The 19,608-nt window shown below is 70.2% G+C and carries 20 protein-coding genes and 1 tRNA gene; 11 read left to right on the top strand and 10 right to left on the bottom strand.

Annotation, left to right across the window (positions count from 1 at the left end):
- Positions 1-15: 15 nt before the first annotated feature.
- The gene (locus ACGFNK_RS04185) at positions 16-2,781 is read right to left on the bottom strand and encodes an AMP-binding protein (RefSeq protein WP_393411758.1); all 2,766 of its coding nucleotides are present in this window, start codon (positions 2,779-2,781) and stop codon (positions 16-18) included.
- A gap of 172 nt (positions 2,782-2,953) precedes the next feature.
- Between ACGFNK_RS04185 and ACGFNK_RS04180 the strand changes: the two genes are divergently transcribed.
- From ACGFNK_RS04180 to ACGFNK_RS04170, 3 genes are all read left to right on the top strand, one after another.
- On the top strand, positions 2,954-4,003 hold the full coding sequence (locus tag ACGFNK_RS04180) for an iron ABC transporter substrate-binding protein (RefSeq protein WP_386352488.1): 1,050 nt from the start codon (positions 2,954-2,956) through the stop codon (positions 4,001-4,003).
- Between the two features lie 107 nt (positions 4,004-4,110).
- Entirely contained in the window at positions 4,111-5,652 is a 1,542-nt protein-coding gene (locus tag ACGFNK_RS04175; protein WP_393411756.1) for an ABC transporter permease, read from the top strand.
- A gap of 5 nt (positions 5,653-5,657) precedes the next feature.
- Positions 5,658-6,767: an ABC transporter ATP-binding protein gene (locus ACGFNK_RS04170; RefSeq protein WP_393411754.1), complete on the top strand. Its 1,110-nt coding sequence runs from the start codon at positions 5,658-5,660 to the stop codon at positions 6,765-6,767.
- Between the two features lie 60 nt (positions 6,768-6,827).
- Here ACGFNK_RS04170 and ACGFNK_RS04165 read toward each other — a convergent pair whose 3' ends face one another.
- Positions 6,828-7,157 (bottom strand): SDR family NAD(P)-dependent oxidoreductase, encoded by a 330-nt coding sequence (locus ACGFNK_RS04165; protein ID WP_393411752.1) that lies wholly within the window; start codon positions 7,155-7,157, stop codon positions 6,828-6,830.
- Here ACGFNK_RS04165 and ACGFNK_RS04160 point away from each other — a divergent pair.
- The 5 genes from ACGFNK_RS04160 (at position 7,050) to ACGFNK_RS04140 (ending at position 9,692) form a co-directional block, all read left to right on the top strand.
- Positions 7,050-7,466, top strand: coding sequence for a hypothetical protein (locus tag ACGFNK_RS04160; protein WP_393412162.1), 417 nt, complete (start codon positions 7,050-7,052; stop codon positions 7,464-7,466). The genes ACGFNK_RS04165 and ACGFNK_RS04160 overlap by 108 nt on opposite strands.
- 15 nt (positions 7,467-7,481) lie before the next feature.
- Positions 7,482-8,363: a GNAT family N-acetyltransferase gene (locus tag ACGFNK_RS04155; protein WP_393411750.1), complete on the top strand. Its 882-nt coding sequence runs from the start codon at positions 7,482-7,484 to the stop codon at positions 8,361-8,363.
- A gap of 97 nt (positions 8,364-8,460) precedes the next feature.
- Positions 8,461-8,691 carry a trypco2 family protein gene (locus ACGFNK_RS04150; protein ID WP_393411748.1) on the top strand — a complete coding sequence of 77 codons (231 nt, stop codon included), beginning with the start codon at positions 8,461-8,463 and terminating at the stop codon, positions 8,689-8,691.
- A gap of 66 nt (positions 8,692-8,757) precedes the next feature.
- Positions 8,758-9,249, top strand: coding sequence for a trypsin-like peptidase domain-containing protein (locus tag ACGFNK_RS04145; protein WP_393411746.1), 492 nt, complete (start codon positions 8,758-8,760; stop codon positions 9,247-9,249).
- Between the two features lie 38 nt (positions 9,250-9,287).
- Positions 9,288-9,692, top strand: coding sequence for a hypothetical protein (locus ACGFNK_RS04140; RefSeq protein ID WP_393411744.1), 405 nt, complete (start codon positions 9,288-9,290; stop codon positions 9,690-9,692).
- Here ACGFNK_RS04140 and ACGFNK_RS04135 read toward each other — a convergent pair.
- The gene (locus ACGFNK_RS04135) at positions 9,682-9,876 is read right to left on the bottom strand and encodes a DUF397 domain-containing protein (RefSeq protein WP_393411742.1); all 195 of its coding nucleotides are present in this window, start codon (positions 9,874-9,876) and stop codon (positions 9,682-9,684) included. The two genes, ACGFNK_RS04140 and ACGFNK_RS04135, sit on opposite strands and share 11 nt — an antisense overlap.
- 319 nt (positions 9,877-10,195) lie before the next feature.
- Here ACGFNK_RS04135 and ACGFNK_RS04130 point away from each other — a divergent pair, with 319 nt between their 5' ends.
- Both ACGFNK_RS04130 and ACGFNK_RS04125 read left to right on the top strand, forming a co-directional pair.
- The gene (locus ACGFNK_RS04130; protein WP_393411740.1) at positions 10,196-10,405 is read left to right on the top strand and encodes a type II toxin-antitoxin system VapB family antitoxin; all 210 of its coding nucleotides are present in this window, start codon (positions 10,196-10,198) and stop codon (positions 10,403-10,405) included.
- Positions 10,402-10,821 (top strand): PIN domain nuclease, encoded by a 420-nt coding sequence (locus ACGFNK_RS04125; protein WP_393411738.1) that lies wholly within the window; start codon positions 10,402-10,404, stop codon positions 10,819-10,821. Before ACGFNK_RS04130 ends, ACGFNK_RS04125 begins: the two co-directional genes overlap by 4 nt.
- Before the next feature lie 78 nt (positions 10,822-10,899).
- Here ACGFNK_RS04125 and ACGFNK_RS04120 read toward each other — a convergent pair whose 3' ends face one another.
- The 4 genes from ACGFNK_RS04120 to ACGFNK_RS04105 all read right to left on the bottom strand — a co-directional run bounded on the left by ACGFNK_RS04120 (position 10,900) and on the right by ACGFNK_RS04105 (position 15,682).
- Complete coding sequence (locus tag ACGFNK_RS04120) at positions 10,900-12,318, bottom strand: GH1 family beta-glucosidase (protein WP_393411735.1); 1,419 nt, start codon at positions 12,316-12,318, stop codon at positions 10,900-10,902.
- A gap of 104 nt (positions 12,319-12,422) precedes the next feature.
- A complete protein-coding gene (locus ACGFNK_RS04115; protein ID WP_393411732.1) occupies positions 12,423-13,331 on the bottom strand; it encodes a carbohydrate ABC transporter permease in 909 nt (302 codons plus the stop codon).
- 12 nt (positions 13,332-13,343) lie between these two features.
- Positions 13,344-14,357, bottom strand: coding sequence for a carbohydrate ABC transporter permease (locus tag ACGFNK_RS04110; RefSeq protein WP_393412160.1), 1,014 nt, complete (start codon positions 14,355-14,357; stop codon positions 13,344-13,346).
- A 5-nt stretch (positions 14,358-14,362) separates the two neighbouring features.
- Positions 14,363-15,682: an extracellular solute-binding protein gene (locus ACGFNK_RS04105; RefSeq protein WP_393411729.1), complete on the bottom strand. Its 1,320-nt coding sequence runs from the start codon at positions 15,680-15,682 to the stop codon at positions 14,363-14,365.
- A 348-nt stretch (positions 15,683-16,030) separates the two neighbouring features.
- Between ACGFNK_RS04105 and ACGFNK_RS04100 the strand changes: the two genes are divergently transcribed.
- Positions 16,031-17,086: a LacI family DNA-binding transcriptional regulator gene (locus ACGFNK_RS04100; RefSeq protein WP_393411726.1), complete on the top strand. Its 1,056-nt coding sequence runs from the start codon at positions 16,031-16,033 to the stop codon at positions 17,084-17,086.
- A gap of 73 nt (positions 17,087-17,159) precedes the next feature.
- Here ACGFNK_RS04100 and ACGFNK_RS04095 read toward each other — a convergent pair.
- The 3 genes from ACGFNK_RS04095 to ACGFNK_RS04085 all read right to left on the bottom strand — a co-directional run bounded on the left by ACGFNK_RS04095 (position 17,160) and on the right by ACGFNK_RS04085 (position 19,272).
- Positions 17,160-17,232: transfer RNA gene (locus ACGFNK_RS04095), tRNA-His, on the bottom strand.
- Positions 17,233-17,325: 93 nt separating this feature from the next.
- Positions 17,326-17,928 carry an oligoribonuclease gene (gene orn, locus ACGFNK_RS04090; protein WP_393411723.1) on the bottom strand — a complete coding sequence of 201 codons (603 nt, stop codon included), beginning with the start codon at positions 17,926-17,928 and terminating at the stop codon, positions 17,326-17,328.
- 120 nt (positions 17,929-18,048) lie between these two features.
- Positions 18,049-19,272, bottom strand: coding sequence for a helix-turn-helix domain-containing protein (locus tag ACGFNK_RS04085; RefSeq protein ID WP_388671078.1), 1,224 nt, complete (start codon positions 19,270-19,272; stop codon positions 18,049-18,051).
- Between the last annotated feature and the right edge of the window lie 336 nt (positions 19,273-19,608).

Genomic DNA, 19,608 nt, shown 5'->3' with positions numbered 1-19,608 from the left:
CGGCGGAAGAAGGCGTCACAGCCGCCTGACCACCCGCGTCGCCACGGCCGCGTACCCGATGCCGACGGCCAGGGAGGCGAAGAGGGCCAGGAGCGGGAAGTCGTCCGGGACGCGGGGATAGACCTGAAAGTGCGTCAGGTAGATATAGAGCGAGCTGCTCGCCAGGATGCCCGCGATCCGGTTGAGCGGGCCCAGACTGGGCAGCGTCGGCACCCAGATCAGCAGCGTCAGCCCGGCCACCACGAGAGTGGTGCGCAGCGGCTGGTCGTGGAAGAGGCCCGGGAGAGCGAGCAGGAGTACCGCCGTGAGCAGCGACCGCTGTCGCGTGGTGGTCGCCCGCGCGGCAGCCCATCCCAGCGCGAACAGCCAGAAGACCACGGTGGGTCCGAGGTGGAAGCGGGCGGGTGCCAGGTCCGGCAGGTCGTACCGGCCGATCAGCCCGACCGCCAGGAGCGCCAGTGGCACCCCGAACGCGTACCGCCGCTCCAGCCGGTCCAGGAGGGGGACGGCCATCAGCACGGCGAGGACGACCAGGAAGTAGACGAGTGCCTCCACGAACCAGTAGTGCCATTCGGGACGTTCGGTCCCCTGGTCGAGGAGGCTGTTCAGCAGCAGGGCGTTGGCCGGGTCGTAGAGGCCGGTCAGCGCCACCGCGCCGGCGATCCACGCCACGCTCGGCACGGCGACGCGTGCGATGCCGCGCCACAGGTGCCGTAGGCGCGCGCGGCGTTCGGCCCCGGTGAGATGGAAACGGGCGAAGTTGAAGCCCGCGACGCCGATCAGCACATGCGCGCCGCCCTGGAGGGAGAAGACGGGTATGTGCGAGGCGACGATCAGGACGATCCCCACTGCCCGTAGGGCTACGCCGGTTTCCAGCGTGCGGCGGGTGCGCCAGGACCGCGATGACCGCGGGGTTTTCGGGATATGAGTACCGGTGTGGCTACGGGTACGGTTCCGCCCGTTCCACCGGATCGGCCGTCTGGCCCGCTCGGTTTCCGGGACTTTGCCGGCTTCCGCGCCTGCCGGTTCCGTCACGGGGGCTGCCAGGGCGCGCAGTTCGCGGATCGGCTTCGTGTGCCAGTGGGCCGGAAGCCCGCCGAGCGCCTCCTCCAGCCGCAGGGACATCTCGACATAGGAGAGCGAGTCGCCGCTCAGGCTCACGAAGCTGCTGTCCTCGGTGGCATCGGCCCGGTCGAGGATCTCGGCGTAGAGACGGCACAGGTCCCTTGCGAGCCCTGCCTCTGCCACCTCCTCCGGTGCCGGGCGCGTCAGCCGTCGTACGGCCTCGTAGTCGGGCTTGCCCGCGGCGAGCCGCGGGAGTTCGGCGAGGATCCGGACCCGTATCGCGCGGGCCGGGATTCCGCACTCGTCGGCCACCAGGCGCCGCAGCCGGTCACCGTCGACGGCCTTGCCCCCCACCGCGGCCACAGCCAGCGCGTCGCCGTCCGCCGTGCAGTATGCGGTGACCCCGTGCCGCTCCAGCAGTGTCTCGACGCGCTGGGGTTCGATCCGCAGACCGACGATCTTCACGAACCGGCTGCGGCGGCCCACGATTTCGTAGAGTCCATCGGGTGCGCGCCGGGCGAGGTCCCCCGTGTGCAGTTCCCGTACGGTCCGGCCGAGGGAGAGGTCGGCCGGGCTCTCGGCATAGCCGAGCATCACGTTCGGGCCCGAGTAGACCAGTTCGCCGATCCCGGGATCATCCTGGTCGTCGACCGGGTGCAGCCGGAAGGACCCACCGGGGATCGGCACCCCGACGGCTTCCGGGCGCTCGGCGGCGAGGTGCGGCGGCAGGTAGGCCATACGTGCCGTCGCTTCGGTCTGCCCGTACATCACGAACAGTTCCCAGCCGGATCGGCGCCCCAACTCCGCGTACCATGCGACGCGTTCGGGCGCGAGCCGACCGCCGGCCTGGGTGACGCGGCGCAGATGCGGCAGCCGCATCCGCTCGAAGCCGACCCGGTCGAGCAGGTCGAAGGTGTACGGCACCCCCGCGAGGGACGTGCCGCGGGCGGTGCGGAACTCCGCCCAGAAGGCCGGCTCCGACACCGAACGGTCCGTGAGGATCAGCCCGGCGCCGCGCAGCAGGTGGCTGTGGACCACCGACAGGCCGTAGCAGTACTGCATGGGGAGGGTCGTGGCCGCGCGGTCGGTTTCGGAGATGCCGAGGTACGTGGCTATGGACTCGGCGTTGGCCTGGACATTCTCGTGGGAGAGCCGCACCAGTTTGGGTGAGCCGGTCGAACCGGAGGTGCTCAACAGCAGGGCGAGATCCGGATGGAGGGTGTGGCTGCTGCTGGGATGCCGCTCGTCGAGGGTCCAGGTGCCGTGGTCGTTCGGCCGGGCCACCACGTCCGGGTCGTACGCGGCGGTCAGGGCGTGTATCGCGCTGTCGTTGTCGCCGGGGACGAGCAGCACGGGGTGGCCCGCGGAGAGGGCGGCGAGGTGGACGACGAGGGCGTCGGCCCGGTTGCCGCCGGCCAGCAGCACCAGCCGGCGCACGGGGCCGAGGCGCTCGGCGGTGGCGGCCACGCGCTCTGCCAGCCGGCGGTAGGAGAGCTCCCCTTCCGGGGTGATCAGCGCGACGCGGTCGCCGTACGCCGCGAGCTCCCGCGCGAACGGCACGCCGTGCGGACGTACGGGCGGCGCGTCGTGCGGACGTACGGGCGGCGCGTCGTGCGGACGTACGGGCGGTTCCGGAAAGGGCACCGAGGCGGGCGGGGCGGCCCACGGGGTGGAAACGGTGGGCGGCGCCTGGAGGGGCCCAAAGGGGTCGATCACGGTGCGCGCCTTCCGCAGCAGAGTCCGCCGGTAACACAGATCCCTTGACGGTTAGGCAAGGTTTACCTTATTCATAGCATGTTCACAGTTGGCTAAAAAGCGTCACTACGCCGCTCGCCACCCGACGACGCGACCTGCGGCGTCCCGGCGAACCACGCAGGAAGGCACCCTCATGCGACGCCCTCTGGCTGGCCGAATCACCGCGCTCGTCGCGGCCGGCCTGCTGCTCCCCGCCCTCGCCGCCTGCGGCTCCGACGACGACAAGAGCAGCTCGGGGGAGGGCGGCGACTCCGCCCTCGTCATCTACTCCGGCCGCAACGAGAAGTTGGTCAAGCCGATCCTCGACAAGCTGGAGAAGGCCGTCGGCACCGAGGTCGAGGTGCGCTACGGCGACAGCGCCGAGCTGGCCGCGCAGATCCTGGAGGAGGGGGACAGGACGAAGGCCGGAATGTTCTTCTCCCAGGACGCCGGAGCGCTCGGCGCTCTCTCCAAGGAGGGCATGCTTCAGAAGCTGCCCCAGGCCACCCTCGACAAGGTGGACACGGCCTACAAGGGCGGCGAGGGCGACTGGGTCGGCCTCTCCGGGCGCGTCCGCGTCATCGCGTACAACCCGGACAAGGTCACCGAGGACGAGGTCCCGGACAGCGTCCACGACGTGGTGAAGCCCGAGTGGAAGGACAAGGTCGGCATCGCGCCCACCAACGCCTCCTTCCAGGCCTTCGTCACCGGCATGCGCGTCCTGGAGGGCGACGACGCCACCCGCGAGTGGCTGAAGGCGCTGAAGGACAACGGCGCCAAGACCTACGCGCACAACCTCGCCACCCTGGACGCGGTCGAGGCCGGCGAGGTCTCTCTCGGGCTGGTCAACCACTACTACTGGTACGAGCGGGTCGCCGAGAAGGGCGAGGACAAGGTCGGCTCCAAGCTGCACTTCCTGCCCGGCAAGGACCCCGGCGCGCTGATCAACGTCGCCGGGGCGGGCGTCCTCAAGGACAGCGGGCAGAGCGAGACCGCACAGAAGGCCGTCGACTTCCTGCTGTCCAAGGAGGCGCAGACCTACTTCGCCGACAAGACCATGGAGTACCCGCTGGCCGCGGGCGTCACGAGCACAGTCGAGGACCTGCCGCCGTTCGACTCCCTCCAGTCCCCCGACATCGACCTGGGCAAGCTGGAATCCGTCCAGGAGACCCAGGCCATGCTCCAGGACGTCGGGCTGGTCTGACGGCCGTGCGCACACCACAGTCCGGGCGCCCCGACACGAGCAGTGGGGTGCCCGGTGCACGTCGGTCCCGGACAGGCGGGGAGCCACCCCGTTTCCGTACGGTCCAAATGGCGCGCGGCGCCCGGCCGTTCCTTAGCACGGCCGGGCGCAGAACACCCCTCGTCCTGCTCGTCCCCGCCTGCGTGGCTGCCCTCTTCGCCCTGCTCCCGCTCGGCTATCTCGCCGTCCGCGCCCTCGAACGCGGCCCCGGTTACGCCTGGGACGTCGTCGCGGACGAACGCACGCTGCACCTGCTCGGCCGCAGCCTCGGCCTCACCGCCGTGGTCGTCGCGGCCAGCCTGGTGCTGGGCGTCTCGCTGGCCTGGCTGACGGTGCGCACCGCCCTGCCAGGCGCCCGCGCCTGGTCGGTGCTGGCCACGATGCCGCTGGCGGTGCCCAGCTACGTCGCCGCCTTCACCTGGCTGTCCGCCGCCCCCGGACTCGCCGGTTTCGCGGGCGCCGCACTGGCCCTGACCCTGGTCAGCTTCCCGTACGTCCATCTGCCGGTCGCCGCCGCGCTGCGCGGCATCGACCCCGCGCAGGAGGAGGCCTCGCGCTCCCTCGGCCACGGCCCGGCGGCGACCTTCCTGCGGGTCACTCTGCCGCAACTGCGACCGGCCGCGGCGGGCGGCGGGCTGCTCGTCGCGCTGTACGTGCTCTCCGACTTCGGCGCGGTCTCACTGATGCGGTACGACACCTTCACCCGCGCCATCCACACCTCGTACCGCGCGTCCTTCGACCGCACCCCGGCCGCCGCGCTCAGCGTCGTGCTGGTGGTGATGACGGTGGCCCTGGTCGCTGCCGAGGCCCGTACGCGCGGACGCGCGGGGCACGCCAGGACCGGCACCGGCACCGCCCGCCCGGCCGTACCGATGGCACTGGGCCGGTGGCGGCCCCTCGTCCTCCTCTGGTGCGGGGCGGTCGTGGCCGTGGCCGTCGTCTTCCCGCTCGGCACCCTCGGGTACTGGCTGGCCGCCGGCAGTTCGGCCACCTGGGACCTGGGCGGGATCGCGGACACCGCGTGGGCCACGCTCACAGTCGCCGCGGCCGGGGCCGCCCTCACCACGGCCCTCGCCCTGCCGGTCGGGGTGATCGCCGCCCGGCACCGGGGGCGCGGCGCGCGCCTGCTGGAGCAGGCGGCGTACGCGGGCCATGCGCTGCCCGGCATCACGGTCGCACTCTCCCTCGTCTTCTTCGCGGTCCGCTACGCGTACCCCCTGTACCAGCAACTCCCGCTCCTGGTCTGCGCGTACGCGGTCCTCTTCCTGCCGGTCGCGGTGGCCGCAACGCGGGCCGCCGTGCTCCAGGCGCCGCCCGTGCTGGAGGACGTGGCGCGGTCGCTGGGGCGGCGGCCGTGGCAGGTCCTGCGCGAGGTGACCGTGCCGCTGGCCGCGCCGGGGGTGGCGGCGGGTGCGGCACTCACGTTCGTGGTCTGCATGAAGGAGTTGCCCGCCACCCTTCTCCTGCGCCCCACCGGCATGGACACCCTGGCCACCCGCCTCTGGACCGAGACGGGCGCCGGGTCCTTCGCGGCGGCCGCACCCTACGCTGCCGCGCTGATCCTGCTGGCCGCGGTCCCTTCGTACCTCCTGGGCAGGCACCGGACATGACGGACATGAACGCGAAAGAAAACGCGAGCGAAAACGCGAACGAACTGCACGTCGAAGGGCTCACCAAGTCCTACGGTGACGGCGGCCCCGTCCTGCGCGGACTCGACCTGACCGTGCCGACCGGTGCGCTGGCCGCGGTCCTCGGCCCCTCCGGCTGCGGCAAGACGACCCTGCTGCGCATCGTCGCCGGCTTTCTGCACGCCGACGCGGGCACGGTACGGGTGGGCGACCGGGTCCTGACCGGCCCGGGTGCGGGCGTCCATGTGCCACCCGAGCGGCGCCGCGTCGGCATCGTCCCGCAGGAGGGCGCGCTGTTCCCGCACCTGAGCGTGGCGCACAACGTGACCTTCGGCCTGAAGGGTGTGGACCGGGCCGAGCGACGCCGCCGCACGGAAGAGATGCTGGAACTGGTCGGCCTGGCAGGCTACGGCGACCGCATGCCGCACGAACTGTCGGGCGGCCAGCAGCAACGCGTCGCACTCGCCCGGGCGCTCGCCCCGCGCCCTCAACTGGTGCTGCTGGACGAGCCGTTCAACGCCCTCGACAGCGCACTACGGGCGGGAGTACGGGCGGACGTGCGAACGGCGCTGCGCGCGACGGGAGCAACCGCCGTGCTGGTCACCCACGACCAGCAGGAGGCCCTGTCCACCGCCGACCTCGTCGCCGTCGTCCGCGACGGCCGCGTCGCCCAGTGCGACACCCCGCAGGATCTCTACCGGCGCCCCGCCGACCCCTGGGTCGCCGACTTCGTGGGCGACGCCGTCCTGCTCCCCGGCACGGTCGAGAACGACGGCACGGCCCGCACAGCGCTGGGCACCGTGTCCCTGGGCGCCCCGCACGCGGGCCTGCGCACCGGCACGGTACTGCTCCGCCCGGAACAACTCCGGCTCACCGATCCCACCGCGGAAGGCGCGGCACGGGGCACGGTGACCGACGTCTGCTACTACGGCCACGACGCCATGGTCACCGTGTCCGTCGACGGCCACGACGCCCCGGTCGGCATCCGGGTCGCGGGCCCGCTGCGGGTGCGGCCGGGGGAGGAGACGGGGGTGCGGGTTGTGGGGGCGGGGGCGCTGCATGCGGAGGGGACCGAAGTGCGGCCGAGTGACTCGTAGCATCTGAGCACCGTGCGTACGAGGGACTGCGGCGCTACAACATCGCGTTCCGTGTGCCGCTCAGCGGTAATCGCCGAGCATGGCCAGGACTTCGTCGTACGTACCGTTCGTCGCCGCGTCGCGGAAGAACCTGGCACGCTCGACGACGATCTCCCTGGTGTCGGGCCTTTCTCGCAGAAGGTCCATGGTCTCGGTGAGGTAGTCCTCCAGCGGCATGGCCCTCTCGTCGTCCTGCTGGCCGAGGAGGGTGGTGCGCACGCCCGGCGGGACCACCTCGATCACCTGGGCGCCGCTGTCGGCGACCTGTACGTGCAGGCTCTCCGAGAAGCCGTGCAGCGTCGCCTTCGTCGCGCTGTAGGTCGGGGTGACCGCCAGCGGCACGAAGGCCATCGACGAGGTGGGAACGCGGGGAGGTCACCCTGGCGCTACGGGGAGTCTATGACCGTCCTCCACCCGGACCTCGGCCATATCGACATGGACGCCCAGTACCTGTGCACCCAAGACCGCGCTCAGACCATGGTGGTGCTGGCCGCCCGCCCCGGCACAGACAGCCAGGGAAAGCTCGAACTGCTCTCCGTCATAGGCCACCAGCAGCTCGCCCCCCTGACCCGGCACCGCCTCGACGACGTCCGGCGGATGGTCAAACACCCCCACCACGCTGGCCGGCCGGAAACCGGGTGCGGACTGTCGGTGCGGTGATGTGTGATCGGGCGTATGCCGATTGCATTGGGTGAGCCGGGAGTTGACGGGTTGAGCGAGGCTGTGGGCGTGCTGCGGGAGTGGCAGTACGAAGGGGCGCCGATGCAACTGCATCCGGGGGATCTGGGCTGGTTCTGGCGGTTCGGTACGGAGGCGACGGCCGCGGCGGTCCGGACGTGGAGCCGGGACGGACGGATTCTCGCCGTCGGGCTGCGGGACGGTCCCGGGTTGTTGCGGCTGACGATTGCGCCAGACGCTCAGCGGGACGGGGAGCTGGCGCGGCAGCTGGTCGAGGACGTGACCGAGCCGGAGCGCGGCGTACTGCCCGAGGGGAAGGTGAACATCGAGGCGCCGATGGGCGCACTGGTCCAAGATCTGCTGTCCGAGGACTGCTGGAGCGTCGACGAGCCGTGGACGCCGCTGCGCCGCGACCTCACGGGGCCGGTGAAGGACCCGGGCGTGCGGATCGAGGTGACCGGGCCGGAGAAGGCGCACGTGCGGACCGCCGTACAGCGGGCGTCGTTCGACGGGTCGCCGTTCACGGACGAGCGCTGGCACGCGATGGCGGCCGGATTGCCGTACGCCGACGCCCGGTGTCTGATCGCGTACGACGACCAGGGCAACGCTGTGGCGGCGGTGACGGTGTGGTCGGCCGGACCGGGCAGGCCCGGGTTGCTCGAGCCGATGGGCGTGCACCGGGAACATCGCGGTCACGGCTATGGCGAGGCGATCACCGTCGCCGCGGCGGCCGCACTCCAGGAGCTGGGCTCGTCGAGCGCGGTCGTCTGCACCCCGAGCCTCAATGCCGGCGCCGTCGCCACCTACAAGTCAGCTGGCTTCCGGCAACTCCCCGAGATCCGGGACCAGTACCGGGACGCCGAGAGTCTGTCGCTGTGATCTCGGAAATCGAGAGCGATGTGTTCGCCGAGGAGGGGACCGAAGTGTGGCGGAGGTGACTTGTAGCATCTGAGCACCGTGCGTACGAGGGGGAAGTGTGATCGAACTGTCCGACATGATTCGCGAGTTGAGGCATCAGCTGACCACGGCGCTGGCGGACGGGGAAGGCGAGGCCGTGCGGTTTGAACTGGGGCCTGTGGAGGTCGAGGCAACCGTCGCCGTCAGCCGGGAGGCGGGCGGGGATGCCAAGGTGCGACTGTGGGTCGTCGACGGCGGGGCGAACGGCAAGTACGCACAGGCGGAGACGCAGCGGTCGCGCTCACACTGACTCCCAGGACCGTCGCAGCGGACGGCAGCTTGACGCAGTCGGCGGCGATGATCGTGGGCGACGAGGTTGACGGCGAACGCTGATCGAGGACTGCGGCCGGAGCGGGTCGCCGAGATCATCGTTGCGCCGCACGGCGGTGGCGCGGGGCGGCGCGGATCCGGATATCTCGTCTCGCCCGGCAAGGTGCTGACCGCGGCGCATGTCGTCATGGGTGCGGCGGGCGTCAGGGTTCGGTTTCAGGCCGACCGGCCGGGCGAGCGGATCGTCGAGGCGGGCGTGGTGTGGCGGCACGAGGGTATCGACGTCGCCGTGCTCGCTCTCCCGGACGGAGACGACACGGACGTCGATCGTGTCGCGTACGGGCGTCGGCGATCAGGACGCGGTCCTGCACTGCACGGCTCTCGGCTTCCCGCGTTTCAAACTCCGTACGGACGAGGATGGTTCACGCTTCCGCGACGCCGAGCACGTGCATGCCACCTGCGCGGTCCTGTCCAACCGGCGCGAGGGCACCCTCGATCTCGGTGTCACCTCGCCTCCACCCGACGACCCGGATCCTGAACGAGACGCATGGGAGGGGATGTCGGGCGCGGCCGATCGTGTTCCACCATCGGACGGGCACCGTCCTGGCCCTCGCGTACACCTCACTCGGCGACCACGAGGCAGCCCGGGCCGTCGCATGGCGCCAGGAGACCGAAGAGGAACGCTCGGAGACACTCGCCGCCCTTGCCGAGTACGTCGCGTGCCTACCCGCGGATCTCCGGTTGACCCAGATCAGAAAGACGCCTTGGGCCGACATCCTGATCGTCCGACGCCTGGCCGGCCTCCTGGCCCCGCCCTCGTCCGGCCCGGACATCCCGCGCGCAAGATCTCTCCTCGCGGAAGCCCTGACCCCGGACGGCTGGCACTACGCCGCGCCGGTCCTCGCCGCGATTGACCCCGACGCCGTCCTCCGCGTACGGGACGTCGTCTTCGGGTACCTGGGGCTGACGCTCAGCGACTGAGGCCTCCGGCCTTGATGGCGTGCAGAAGGTGTGCCAGGGCGTGAGGTGTGGCCGTGGCTATCCCGTGCGGTTGATCGCTCTCGCGGAGGTGAATGCGGTACGGGGTTGCGGCTGCCGCCAGCTCTACGCACTCGCCTTCGCCGCCGCCGCTGAACGAGGACTTCTGCCAAGCGAGTTGGGGCATCGAGGTTCCTTTCACAGGGTGTACATGACGTGCTGGATCAGACTCGGCGAATCGCGTGACTCGTGCGACTCCGGTGCCGATTCCGGGTCGACCGGATCCAGCGCCAGCTCGGAGAGCCGCTCTGGTGCGTGTGCACGCACGGCCCGGGGCGGGGCAAGGTCATCTGGTTCGAGCTTGGAGCGCGGGGAGCGGACGTACCGGCGTGCTCAGGTGACCAGGTCATCGGCCTCGCGGTCGCTGAGGTGGGGCCATGAGCGCGACCGACTGCGACCACGGCGGATATACTCAGGCCATCGATGGATATCCAGGAGGTCCGCTCATGACCAAGACGCTGATCGACATCGACGAGGAACTGCTTGCCGAGGCGGCCATAGCGTTCGGAACCAAGACTAAGAAGGACACCGTCAACGCCGCGCTCAAGGAAGGCGTCGAGCGCAAGAAGCGTGCGCTCGCCCTGGCCCGGCTCGCGGCGCGGGCCGACGCCGGTGACTTCGACACGTTGCTGGACAAGGAGAACTACCGTCGATGAGTGCGGCCGCCTACCTCATCGATACCAGCGCTTTGGTCCGCATCCTGAAGCGGCCCGCCCGAGCACGCTGGGAGAAGCCTCTGGAGGAGGGGCTGATCGCCCGCTGCCCGCTTACCGAGGTCGAGTTCCTCTACAGCGCCAGGAATGCGGAAGACCGGGCGGATCTGGTCCAGGACCTGGACGCGCTGTTCGGCTGGACTCCCTTGGACGACCGCGCGGTGACGCGCGCTTGGGACGTGCAACGGGAACTCACGGACAAGGGCAGGCACCGTTCCGCGGGTGCGGTGGACCTGCTCGTCGCCGCGACCGCCGAACTCCAGGGGCTGACCATGCTGCACTATGACAACGACTTCGAGACCATCGCCTCGGTCACCGGGCAGCCGACTCAGTGGCTCGCGCCCCCGGGCGACCTCTGACTGGGGCGCGGCACCCCCCTCAAGCGCCGCGCCCCATCCCCCGGTCCCCCCCGGTTCCCCCGTTCCCCCTGTTTCCCCCTACTCAGTGGTCACCGGAGGCAGCTCCCCCGTGCGAGCCGCCTGTCCGTACCAGAGGGCGCTCGACTTGGGCGTGCGGGCCAGGGTCGAGTAGTCGACGTACACCGCGCCGAAGCGCTTGCCGTAGCCGTACGACCATTCGAAGTTGTCCATCAGGGACCAGAGGTAGTAGCCGCGGACGTCCGCGCCGTCGGCGATCGCGCGGCGGACGGCCGAGAGGTGGCCGTGGAGGTAGGCGATCCGTTCGGGGTCGTGGACGTGGCCGTCGGGGTCCGGCTTGTCGTCGTAGGCGGCGCCGTTCTCCGTGACGTACAGAGGGAGTCCGGGTGCCAGGCTGGTGTAGCGCATGATCAACTCGTGGAGGCCGGTCGGGTCGATCGTCCAGCCCATCTCCGTGCGCTCGCCCGGGGTTTGGTGGAACATCACGTCGTCCGCGCTGGGCCAGGGCGAGTACGAGCTGGCGCCGTGGCCGTCCGCGCGCGGGCCGGCCGGGGCGGACTCGGCGGCTGAAACCAGTGCCGGGGTGTAGTAGTTGAGACCCAGGGCGTCCAGGGGCTGGTGGATCAGCTGCAGGTCGCCGTCGAGGACGTACGACCAGTCCGTGACCGAGGACGTCGCCTCGAAGAGCGTCTCGGGGTACACGCCGTTCAGCATCGGGCCGTGGAAGACGCCGTTCGCCAGGTCGTCGATCCGCTGCCCGGCCGCCAGGTCCGCCGGGTCCTGCGAAACCGTCCTGACCACCGAGGAGTTGAGGCTCACCGCGATCGTGTTGCGGGCGGGAATCGCGGTGCGCAGGGCCGAAGTGCCGAGCCCGTGCGCCAGGTTGAGGTGATGGGCTGCCTTCAGCGAGGCCGCCGCGTCCGTACGACCCGGAGCGTGCACCCCGGACCCGTACCCCAGAAAGGCGCTGCACCAGGGCTCGTTGAGGGTGATCCACTGCTCGACGCGGTCGCCGAGCGCCTCGCCGACGATCTGCGCGTACTCGGCGAAACGCAGCGCCGTGTCGCGCTCCGGCCAGCCTCCCGCGTCCTCCAGCTCCTGCGGCAGATCCCAGTGGTAGAGGGTGAGGGCCGGCTTGATGCCGTGCGCGAGCAGCTCGTCCACCAGGCGGCGGTAGAAGTCGAGGCCGCGCTGGACGGCGGGGCCGCGGCCCGTCGGCTGCACGCGCGGCCAGGACACCGAGAAGCGGTATGCGCCGAGGCCCAGCTCCGCCATGAGGGCCACGTCGTCGCGGTAGCGGTGGTAGTGGTCGACAGCGATGTCACCGTGTTCGCCACCGGCCGTCTTCCCCGGCGTATGACTGAAGGTGTCCCAGATCGAGGGCGTACGGCCGTCCTCCCGCACCGCCCCCTCGATCTGGTACGCGGAGGTCGCGGCTCCCCAGAGGAAGGCGGGGGGAAAGGTCACAGGCTCAGGCATGGAAGCGCTCCCATAGGGGTCGTGGAGGCCGAGGGGTAGGTGGGGGAGGGCGGGGGCCGGGGCGGCGATGGCCCGGCCCCCGTGCGCGGGGACAGTCGGCGGGGTCAGCCCTTGACGGCGCCCTGCATGATGCCGCCGACGATCTGCTTGCCGAAGATGGCGAAGACGATCAGCAGTGGCAGGGTGCCGAGCAGTGCGCCCGCCATGATCAGGGCCTGGTCGGGGGTGTAGCCGCGGCCGAGGCCGGCGACCGCGACCTGCACGGTCGGGTTGCCCAGCTGGGTGAGCACCAGGAACGGCCACAGGAAGTCGTTCCAGGTCTGCACGAACATCAGCATGCCCAGCACGGCCATCGCGGGCCGGGCCGCCGGGAACACGACGTGCCAGATCACGCGCCAGCTGCTCGCACCGTCCACGCGGGCCGCCTCGATCAGCTCGTCCGGCAGCGCCTGGAGGAGGTACTGCCGCATGAAGAACACCCCGAAGGCGTTCACCAGCGACGGCAGCAGCACCGCCTGGAGCTGGTCGGTCCAGCCCAGCTCGGCGACCATCATGTACAGCGGGATCACGCTGAGCTGCGGCGGCACCATCATCGTGCCGATGACGATCAGCAGTGCCGCGTTGCGGCCCTTGAAGCGCAGCTTGGCGAAGGCGAAGCCGGCGATGGTGGACAGGAACACGATGGTGAGCGACGAAACGCCCGCCACCAGAGTGGTGTTGAGGAACGCCTCGCCCAGATTGGCGTCGGTCCAGGCCAGTTCGAGTTTGTCGAAGAGGTTGGCGCCGAACCAGAACGGCGGCGGTGTCTCCGCCAGCCGCGCATTGTCGCGTGACGCGGCGATCGCCGTCCACACCAGCGGGAACAACGAGCCGATGGTGAACAGGGCGAGGACGATGTACGCGATGGGCCCGGCGTGCATCTGCCCGCCGGCGCGCGCCGCCTTGGGCCCCCGTACGCGCTTGGGCGGTCCGGGCTCCGGGTCCGCCGGAGGTTTGGTCAGGGTCGTCGTCACGGCCGGTTCTCCTTAACTACTGGCGCGCAGCCGGCGCGAGATGACGTAGTTGACGATGCCGATCACGATGAGAATCAGGAACATCGTCCAGGCGATGGCGGAGGCGCGGCCCAGGTGCTGGTTGAGCCAGCCCTGCTCGTACATGTACAGACCGAGCGTCTGGAACTGGTGCTGGGAGCCGCCGGACGCGCCCTTGTTGGCGTCGAACAACAGCGGTTCGCCGAACAGCTGGCTCGCCCCGATGGTCGACACGACCACGGTGAACAGGATCGTCGGGCGCAGCTGGGGCAGCGTGACGTGGATGAACTGCCTCCAGCGCGAGGCGCCGTCCAGTGCCGCGGACTCGTACAGATCCTGCGGGATGGCCTGCATCGCCGCCAGATAGATCAGCGCGTTGTAGCCGGTCCAACGCCAGATGACGATGGTCGAGACCGCGAGCTGCGAGGCCCACTTCTCGTTCTGCCAGTCGATGTTGTCGATGCCGATGAAGTTCAGCGCCCAGTTGATCATGCCGTAGTCGCGGCCGAAGAGCAGCACGAAGACGAGGGAGGCGGCAGCGATCGACGTCGCGTACGGCGCCAGCATCATGACCCGGTAGAAGGTCGAGGCACGCAGCTTGTAGTTGAGGATATGGGCCAGGCCCATTGCCATCAGCAGCTGCGGGACGGTGGAGATGATGCCGATGGTCAGGGTGTTGCGCGCCGCGTTCCAGTAGAACTCGTCGTCGAAGATGCGGGTGTAGTTGCGCAGCCCCGCCCACTCCATGTCGGTCGGCGCCGTCAGCTCCACCGTGTGCAGGGACGCCCAGGCCGTGTAGATCAGCGGGAACAGACCGAACGCCAGGAACAGCAGGAAGAACGGCGAGACGAAGACGTACGGGCTCCACCGCATGTCCCGCTGCCATCGGCGGGAGAGCCGGGCGCGCTTCTTCGCCACCTCCGGTGGTACCGCGTCGGCCGGAGGACGGCCCGGGGCCGCGCCCCCCTCCTTGGCGGGGGGCGCGGCGGTGTCGTGCCGGGTGGCCATACCGGTCACTTCTCCAGGTTGTTGTCGATGGTCTTGACGGCCGTCTCCCAGGCATCCTTGGGCGACTTGCCCTGCGTCACGAGGACCACGCCGTTGTCGGTCAGACCCTGCTGGATGATCTGGTCCTTCGGGCCGATGGTCTGGATCGGGCTCTCCTTGGCCAGCGGCGCGAAGATCTCGCCGATCGGGGCGTCACCGGTCATCTTGTTCTTCGCGCCCGTCACCAGCGGCAGATCGTACGACGCCTGCGCGCTCGGGAAGCTGCCTCGCTTCGAGAACAGCTTGGCCTGCTGCTCGGGCGCGGTCAGCCAGGCGGCGAGCTTCGCGGCCTCCTCGGCGTTCTTGCCCGACTTGGGCACGGCCAGGAAGGAACCGCCCCAGTTGCCGGCCTTGGGCGGCGTGGCCACGTCCCACTTGCCGGCGTTCTCGGGCTTCGACTTGCTCTCGATGTAGCCGAGCATCCACGGCGGGCAGGACATCGCGGCGAACTTGCTGTTGGCGATCGTGGTGTCCCAGGCGGGCTGGAACTGCGTCTGGTTGCCGACCAGCCCGTCCTCGGCGGCATCGGCCGTCAGGTCGAAGGCGGCCTTCACGGCCGGGTTCGACTTGTAGATGACCTTGCCGGAGGAGTCGTAGAAACGCTCCTTTTCACTGCCGATGATGGCGTTGAGCAGACCACCGGGGGAGTCCATGAAGGTGGTGCCCTTCGGGGCCTTCGCCTTGTAGTCCCTGCCGACCTCGACGAAGTTCTTCCAGTCGCCCGCCCACAGCTTGCCGACCTCCTCGCGGTCGGTGGGCAGACCGGCCGCCTCGAACAGGTCCTTGCGGTAGCAGATGGCCATCGGGCCGACGTCGGTGCCGAGGCCGATCGTCTCGCCGCTCTCGGTGGTCGCCTGCTTCCACTTCCAGTCCAGGAAGTCGCTCTCCTTGCCGTACTTGGACAGGTCCACCAACTTGTCCGCGTAGGTGTTCGCGACCTCGTTGATGTTGCCGACTTCGATGCCCTGGATGTCCTGCAGGCCACTGTTGGTGGTGAGGTGGTTGACCAGCGGCGGGTAGTAGTTCTCGTTCCGCTCGATCACCGTCTGCTGGACGCTGATGTCCGGGTTGAGCTTCTCGTACTCCTTGTAGAGGCCCGCCTCCTCGAAGCCGAAGCTGCCGAAGAGACCCAGGGTGATCTTGGTCTTGCCGCCGCCGCTGCCGCTGCCGGTCGACTCCTCGTCGCCACCGTCATCGGCACAGCCGGCCAGCAGTCCGGCGCCCAGCGACGCCACGGCCGCGAGGACTACCACCTTGCGGCGGCCGGTTCGGGTACGTGCGCGCATTGTCGTCCTCCTGTTGCCCTGACGTGCCGACCCCCCGGCCAACTGTCTTGCTGGGCCCGTGTGTTCTCGCTTGCGGCTCGGGCGGGGAACGTGCGGGATGTGTATGTGCCAGGTACTGTGGGAGCGCTCCCACAAGTGATGTGTTGAAGGTTCGCCGCTCGACGCGGGGGTGTCAAGGGACCGAGCAGCGAGATATGTCTTCAGTTATCGGGCTGTTAGCTAACGCCGGGGGAGTGATCGAAGTCCGGCGCCGACGCCGGGAGATGGGCGCCGGAAGCCCGGTACGGACCGACACTGTTAGATTCCAGGCCACACGCGGTGCGAGCCGCGTCCGACGGGAGGCGGGGCATGGCAGTCCACGGAGCGCGGGGCCGCAGCGGCAGGCGGCCGACCCTCGAGGAGGTCGCCGCGCGCGCCGGAGTGGGCCGCGGCACGGTCTCCCGCGTCATCAACGGCTCCCCGCGGGTCAGCGACGCCACACGAGCCGCCGTCGAGGCGGCGGTCGCGGAACTCGGTTACGTCCCGAACACGGCGGCCCGCGCTCTCGCCGCGAACCGCACCGACGCGATCGCCCTCGTCGTCCCCGAGCCCGAGACCCGCTTCTTCGCGGAGCCGTACTTCTCGGACATGCTCCGGGGCGTGGGCGCGGCCCTCTCGGACACCGAGATGCAGCTCCTGCTGATCTTCGCCGGCAGTGACCGGGAGCGGCGCAGGCTGGCCCAGTACCTGGCGGCGCACCGGGTGGACGGTGTCCTGCTGGTCTCGGTCCACGCGGACGACCCGCTGCCGGATCTGCTGTCCCAGCTGGAGATCCCGGCGGTGATCAGTGGTCGCAGATCCGCGGAGGAGACGCTGCCGTCCGTCGACTCGGACAACTACGGCGGCGGCCGGGCCGCGGTGGAGCACCTGCTCGGCCGGGGCTGCCGCACGATTGCCCACATCGCGGGCCGCCTCGACGTCTTCGGAGCCCAGCGCCGCATCGACGGCTACCGCGACGCGCTGCGCGACGCGGGCCGGGGAGTCGACGAGGACCTGATCATCACCGGTGACTTCACGGAGGAGGGTGGCCGGCGCGCGATGACGGAACTGCTCGCCCGCCGCCCCACCCTGGACGCCGTCTTCGCCGGCTCCGACGTCATGGCGGCCGGCGCCCGCCAGGTCCTGCGCGAGGTGGGCCGCCGCACACCCGACGACGTGGCCCTCGTCGGCTACGACGACTCCGCCATCGCCCGCCACATGGACCCGCCGCTGACCAGCGTCCGCCAGCCGATCGAGGACATGGGCCGCGCGATGCTCGACCTCCTGCTCGACGAGATCGCGGACCGCCGTCCGGCGGTCTCGCGTGGCCTGGACAAGCGGCAGTTGGTACTTCCCGCGACGTTGGTGGAGCGCGCCTCGTCGTGAGGGGCGGTGTTCCCGTGGTTCGGGAATGATGAAGGCCCGGCCTGTCAGTGCAGGTCGGGCCTTGATCTTTGAGGGTGAGTGACGGGACTTGAACCCGCGACATCCTGGACCACAACCAGGTGCTCTACCAGCTGAGCTACACCCACCATGACCGGCGGTTATCCGCGTGGACTTCCCGACCGGCCGAGAAAAAGTGTACAGGGTCCCGAGGGGTGCTCGCGCCCGCGTTTACGGGGCCCCTACTGCGCAGGCAGAACGTGCTTTGCGGCGATCGTGCGGGCCTTGTCCGAGTCCGGGCCCGGGAGTGGGACGAAGATCGCCTCACGGTAGTAGCGGAGTTCGGCGATGGATTCGCGGATGTCCGCCAGGGCGCGGTGGTTGCCGTTCTTCTCCGGGCTGTTGAAGTACGCCCGGGGGTACCAGCGGCGGGCCAGCTCCTTGACGGAGGAGACGTCGACGATCCGGTAGTGGAGGTACTCCTCCAGGCTCGGCATGTCCCGCAGCAGGAAACCGCGGTCCGTGCCCACGGAGTTGCCGCACAGCGGGGCCTTGCCCGGCTCCTTCACGTGCTCCCGTACGTACGCCATGACCTGCTCCTCGGCGTCCGCGAGTGTCGTACCGGCGGCCAGCTCGGAGAGGAGACCGGAGGCGGTGTGCATGGCGCGCACCACCTCCGGCATGGTCTCCAGCGCCGTGTCGGGCGGGCGGATCACGATGTCCACCCCTTCGCCGAGCACGTTCAGCTCACTGTCGGTGACCAGTGCGGCCACCTCGATGAGCGCGTCGTCGGACAGCGAGAGGCCGGTCATCTCGCAGTCGATCCACACCATGCGATCGTTCATATGCCTTACCCTACGGCCCCGCCATACCGGGGGGCAGGCGCGGGACCAGGCCGGCTGCCGGGCGGGGCGGGCGGCCGGCCCGAAAGGGCCGCATCCCACCCCGCTACGGCCTTACGTCCCTTAGGGCGCGCTCCGCTGCCCCGGCAGGCTGGGCCGGCCGTTGGCGTACATCTCGTTGCCGCTCTTGCCCGGCTCCGTGGACAGGGACGCCGTCGGGCCCACCGCGTGGGCGGCGGCCGTGCGGCGGGTCTGCTGGGGGACCGGGGCGGACTCCTGCGGGGGCTGCGGCGGTGGCGGTTCCTCCGCGTCCGAGGGCTTGTCGGACTGCGGGCGCCGGGCGCGGTAGGCGGCCCGGTACGCGGCGGGGGACGAGCCGAGCTGCCGGCGGAAGTGGCCGCGCAGGGCCACCGGGGAGCGGAAGCCGCAGCGGCCCGCCACCTCGTCCACCGAGTAGTCGGACGTCTCGAGGAGCCGCTGCGCCTGTAGCACCCGCTGCGTGATCAGCCACTGCAGCGGAGCGCTCCCAGTGAGCGAGCGGAACCGGCGGTCGAACGTACGACGGCTCATGTATGCGCGTGCCGCCAGCGTCTCCACGTCGAACTGCTCGTGGAGATGTTCCAGCGCCCAGGCGACGACCTCCGCGAGCGGGTCGGCGCCGATCTCCTCTGGTAAAGACCGATCGAGGTAGCGCTCCTGACCGCCACTGCGCCGGGGCGGGACCACCAGACGGCGGGCCAGCGCTCCGGCTGCTTCGTTTCCGTGGTCCGTCCGCACGATGTGCAGACAGAGGTCGATGCCCGCAGCCGTACCCGCCGATGTCAGTACGTCGCCGTCGTCCACGAACAGTTCGCGGGGATCGACATGGACGGACGGATAGCGCTTGGCCAGCGTCGGCGCGTACATCCAGTGGGTGGTCGCCGGCCGGCCGTCCAGCAGCCCCGCCGCGGCGAGTACGAAGGCGCCGGTGCACAGCCCGACTATGCGGGCGCCCTCCTCGTGGGCCCGGCGCAGTGCGTCGAGCGCCTCCTCCGGCGGCGGCGAGGTGATCGACCGCCAGGCAGGCACGACGACGGTGCCCGCCCTGGATATCGCCTCCAGCCCCTGTGGCGCTGTGAGTTCGAGTCCCCCTGTGGTCCGCAGGGGCCCCTCCTCCCCGGCGCAGACAAGCAGCCTGTAGCGCGGTACGCCGGCGTCCTGGCGGTCAATCCCGAACACCGACAGTGGAATGGAACTCTCGAAGATGGGGCCGCCGCTGAACAGCAGCACCGCGACGATCTCCTTGCGGCGTCGCCCGGAAAGTTTCCGGGCCGCGGCTTCCGGCGCGGCAGTGGAGTCGTGGCTCATACTGCTAAGCCCCCCTCGGTGGTCGCGGCTCCTCGGTTGTGTCGCTCCTGCACGTTTCCCCTCGGTCCTGCACGAGTCCCCCGCCGTAAGACAGCATGATCGAATCTACTGTGTCCCATGGTGCCTACGTGGCCAGTTCAGCACTCGGCACATTGTCGACATGGCAACTTGGCGTGAAGCATTCGATCACGAAGCGTTGCACTCGTGGGCCGTACAGGGAAGTGCGCCTCGGCTCCGTGGCCGGTCCCCGTAGGGTGCGACGCCCCTTGGTGCCCCTTTCGGTGCAGGTGGAACGGGGCGTGGAGACCCCTTCGGCCAAGGAATGCACAGGAGACG

Source organism: Streptomyces sp. NPDC048825 (assembly GCF_043198355.1).
Lineage (GTDB): Bacteria > Actinomycetota > Actinomycetes > Streptomycetales > Streptomycetaceae > Streptomyces > Streptomyces xiangluensis.
The sequence above is the reverse complement of the archived record's forward strand: the minus strand, read 5'-3'. Positions and strand labels throughout refer to the sequence as shown.

Bases quoted from the DNA above. Each gene is read 5' to 3' on its own strand.
- ACGFNK_RS04130 (WP_393411740.1), top strand. From the start codon at position 10,196: ATGACCAAGACGCTGATCGACATCGACGAGGAACTGCTTGCCGAGGCG.
- ACGFNK_RS04170 (WP_393411754.1), top strand. From the start codon at position 5,658: ATGAACGCGAAAGAAAACGCGAGCGAAAACGCGAACGAACTGCACGTC.
- ACGFNK_RS04120 (WP_393411735.1), bottom strand. From the start codon at position 12,318: ATGCCTGAGCCTGTGACCTTTCCCCCCGCCTTCCTCTGGGGAGCCGCG.
- ACGFNK_RS04100 (WP_393411726.1), top strand. From the start codon at position 16,031: ATGGCAGTCCACGGAGCGCGGGGCCGCAGCGGCAGGCGGCCGACCCTC.
- ACGFNK_RS04155 (WP_393411750.1), top strand. From the start codon at position 7,482: ATGCCGATTGCATTGGGTGAGCCGGGAGTTGACGGGTTGAGCGAGGCT.
- ACGFNK_RS04175 (WP_393411756.1), top strand. From the start codon at position 4,111: ATGGCGCGCGGCGCCCGGCCGTTCCTTAGCACGGCCGGGCGCAGAACA.
- ACGFNK_RS04180 (WP_386352488.1), top strand. From the start codon at position 2,954: ATGCGACGCCCTCTGGCTGGCCGAATCACCGCGCTCGTCGCGGCCGGC.
- ACGFNK_RS04165 (WP_393411752.1), bottom strand. From the start codon at position 7,157: ATGGCCTTCGTGCCGCTGGCGGTCACCCCGACCTACAGCGCGACGAAG.
- ACGFNK_RS04085 (WP_388671078.1), bottom strand. From the start codon at position 19,272: ATGAGCCACGACTCCACTGCCGCGCCGGAAGCCGCGGCCCGGAAACTT.
- ACGFNK_RS04105 (WP_393411729.1), bottom strand. From the start codon at position 15,682: ATGCGCGCACGTACCCGAACCGGCCGCCGCAAGGTGGTAGTCCTCGCG.
- ACGFNK_RS04110 (WP_393412160.1), bottom strand. From the start codon at position 14,357: ATGGCCACCCGGCACGACACCGCCGCGCCCCCCGCCAAGGAGGGGGGC.
- orn (WP_393411723.1), bottom strand. From the start codon at position 17,928: ATGAACGATCGCATGGTGTGGATCGACTGCGAGATGACCGGCCTCTCG.
- ACGFNK_RS04135 (WP_393411742.1), bottom strand. From the start codon at position 9,876: ATGCCCCAACTCGCTTGGCAGAAGTCCTCGTTCAGCGGCGGCGGCGAA.
- ACGFNK_RS04125 (WP_393411738.1), top strand. From the start codon at position 10,402: ATGAGTGCGGCCGCCTACCTCATCGATACCAGCGCTTTGGTCCGCATC.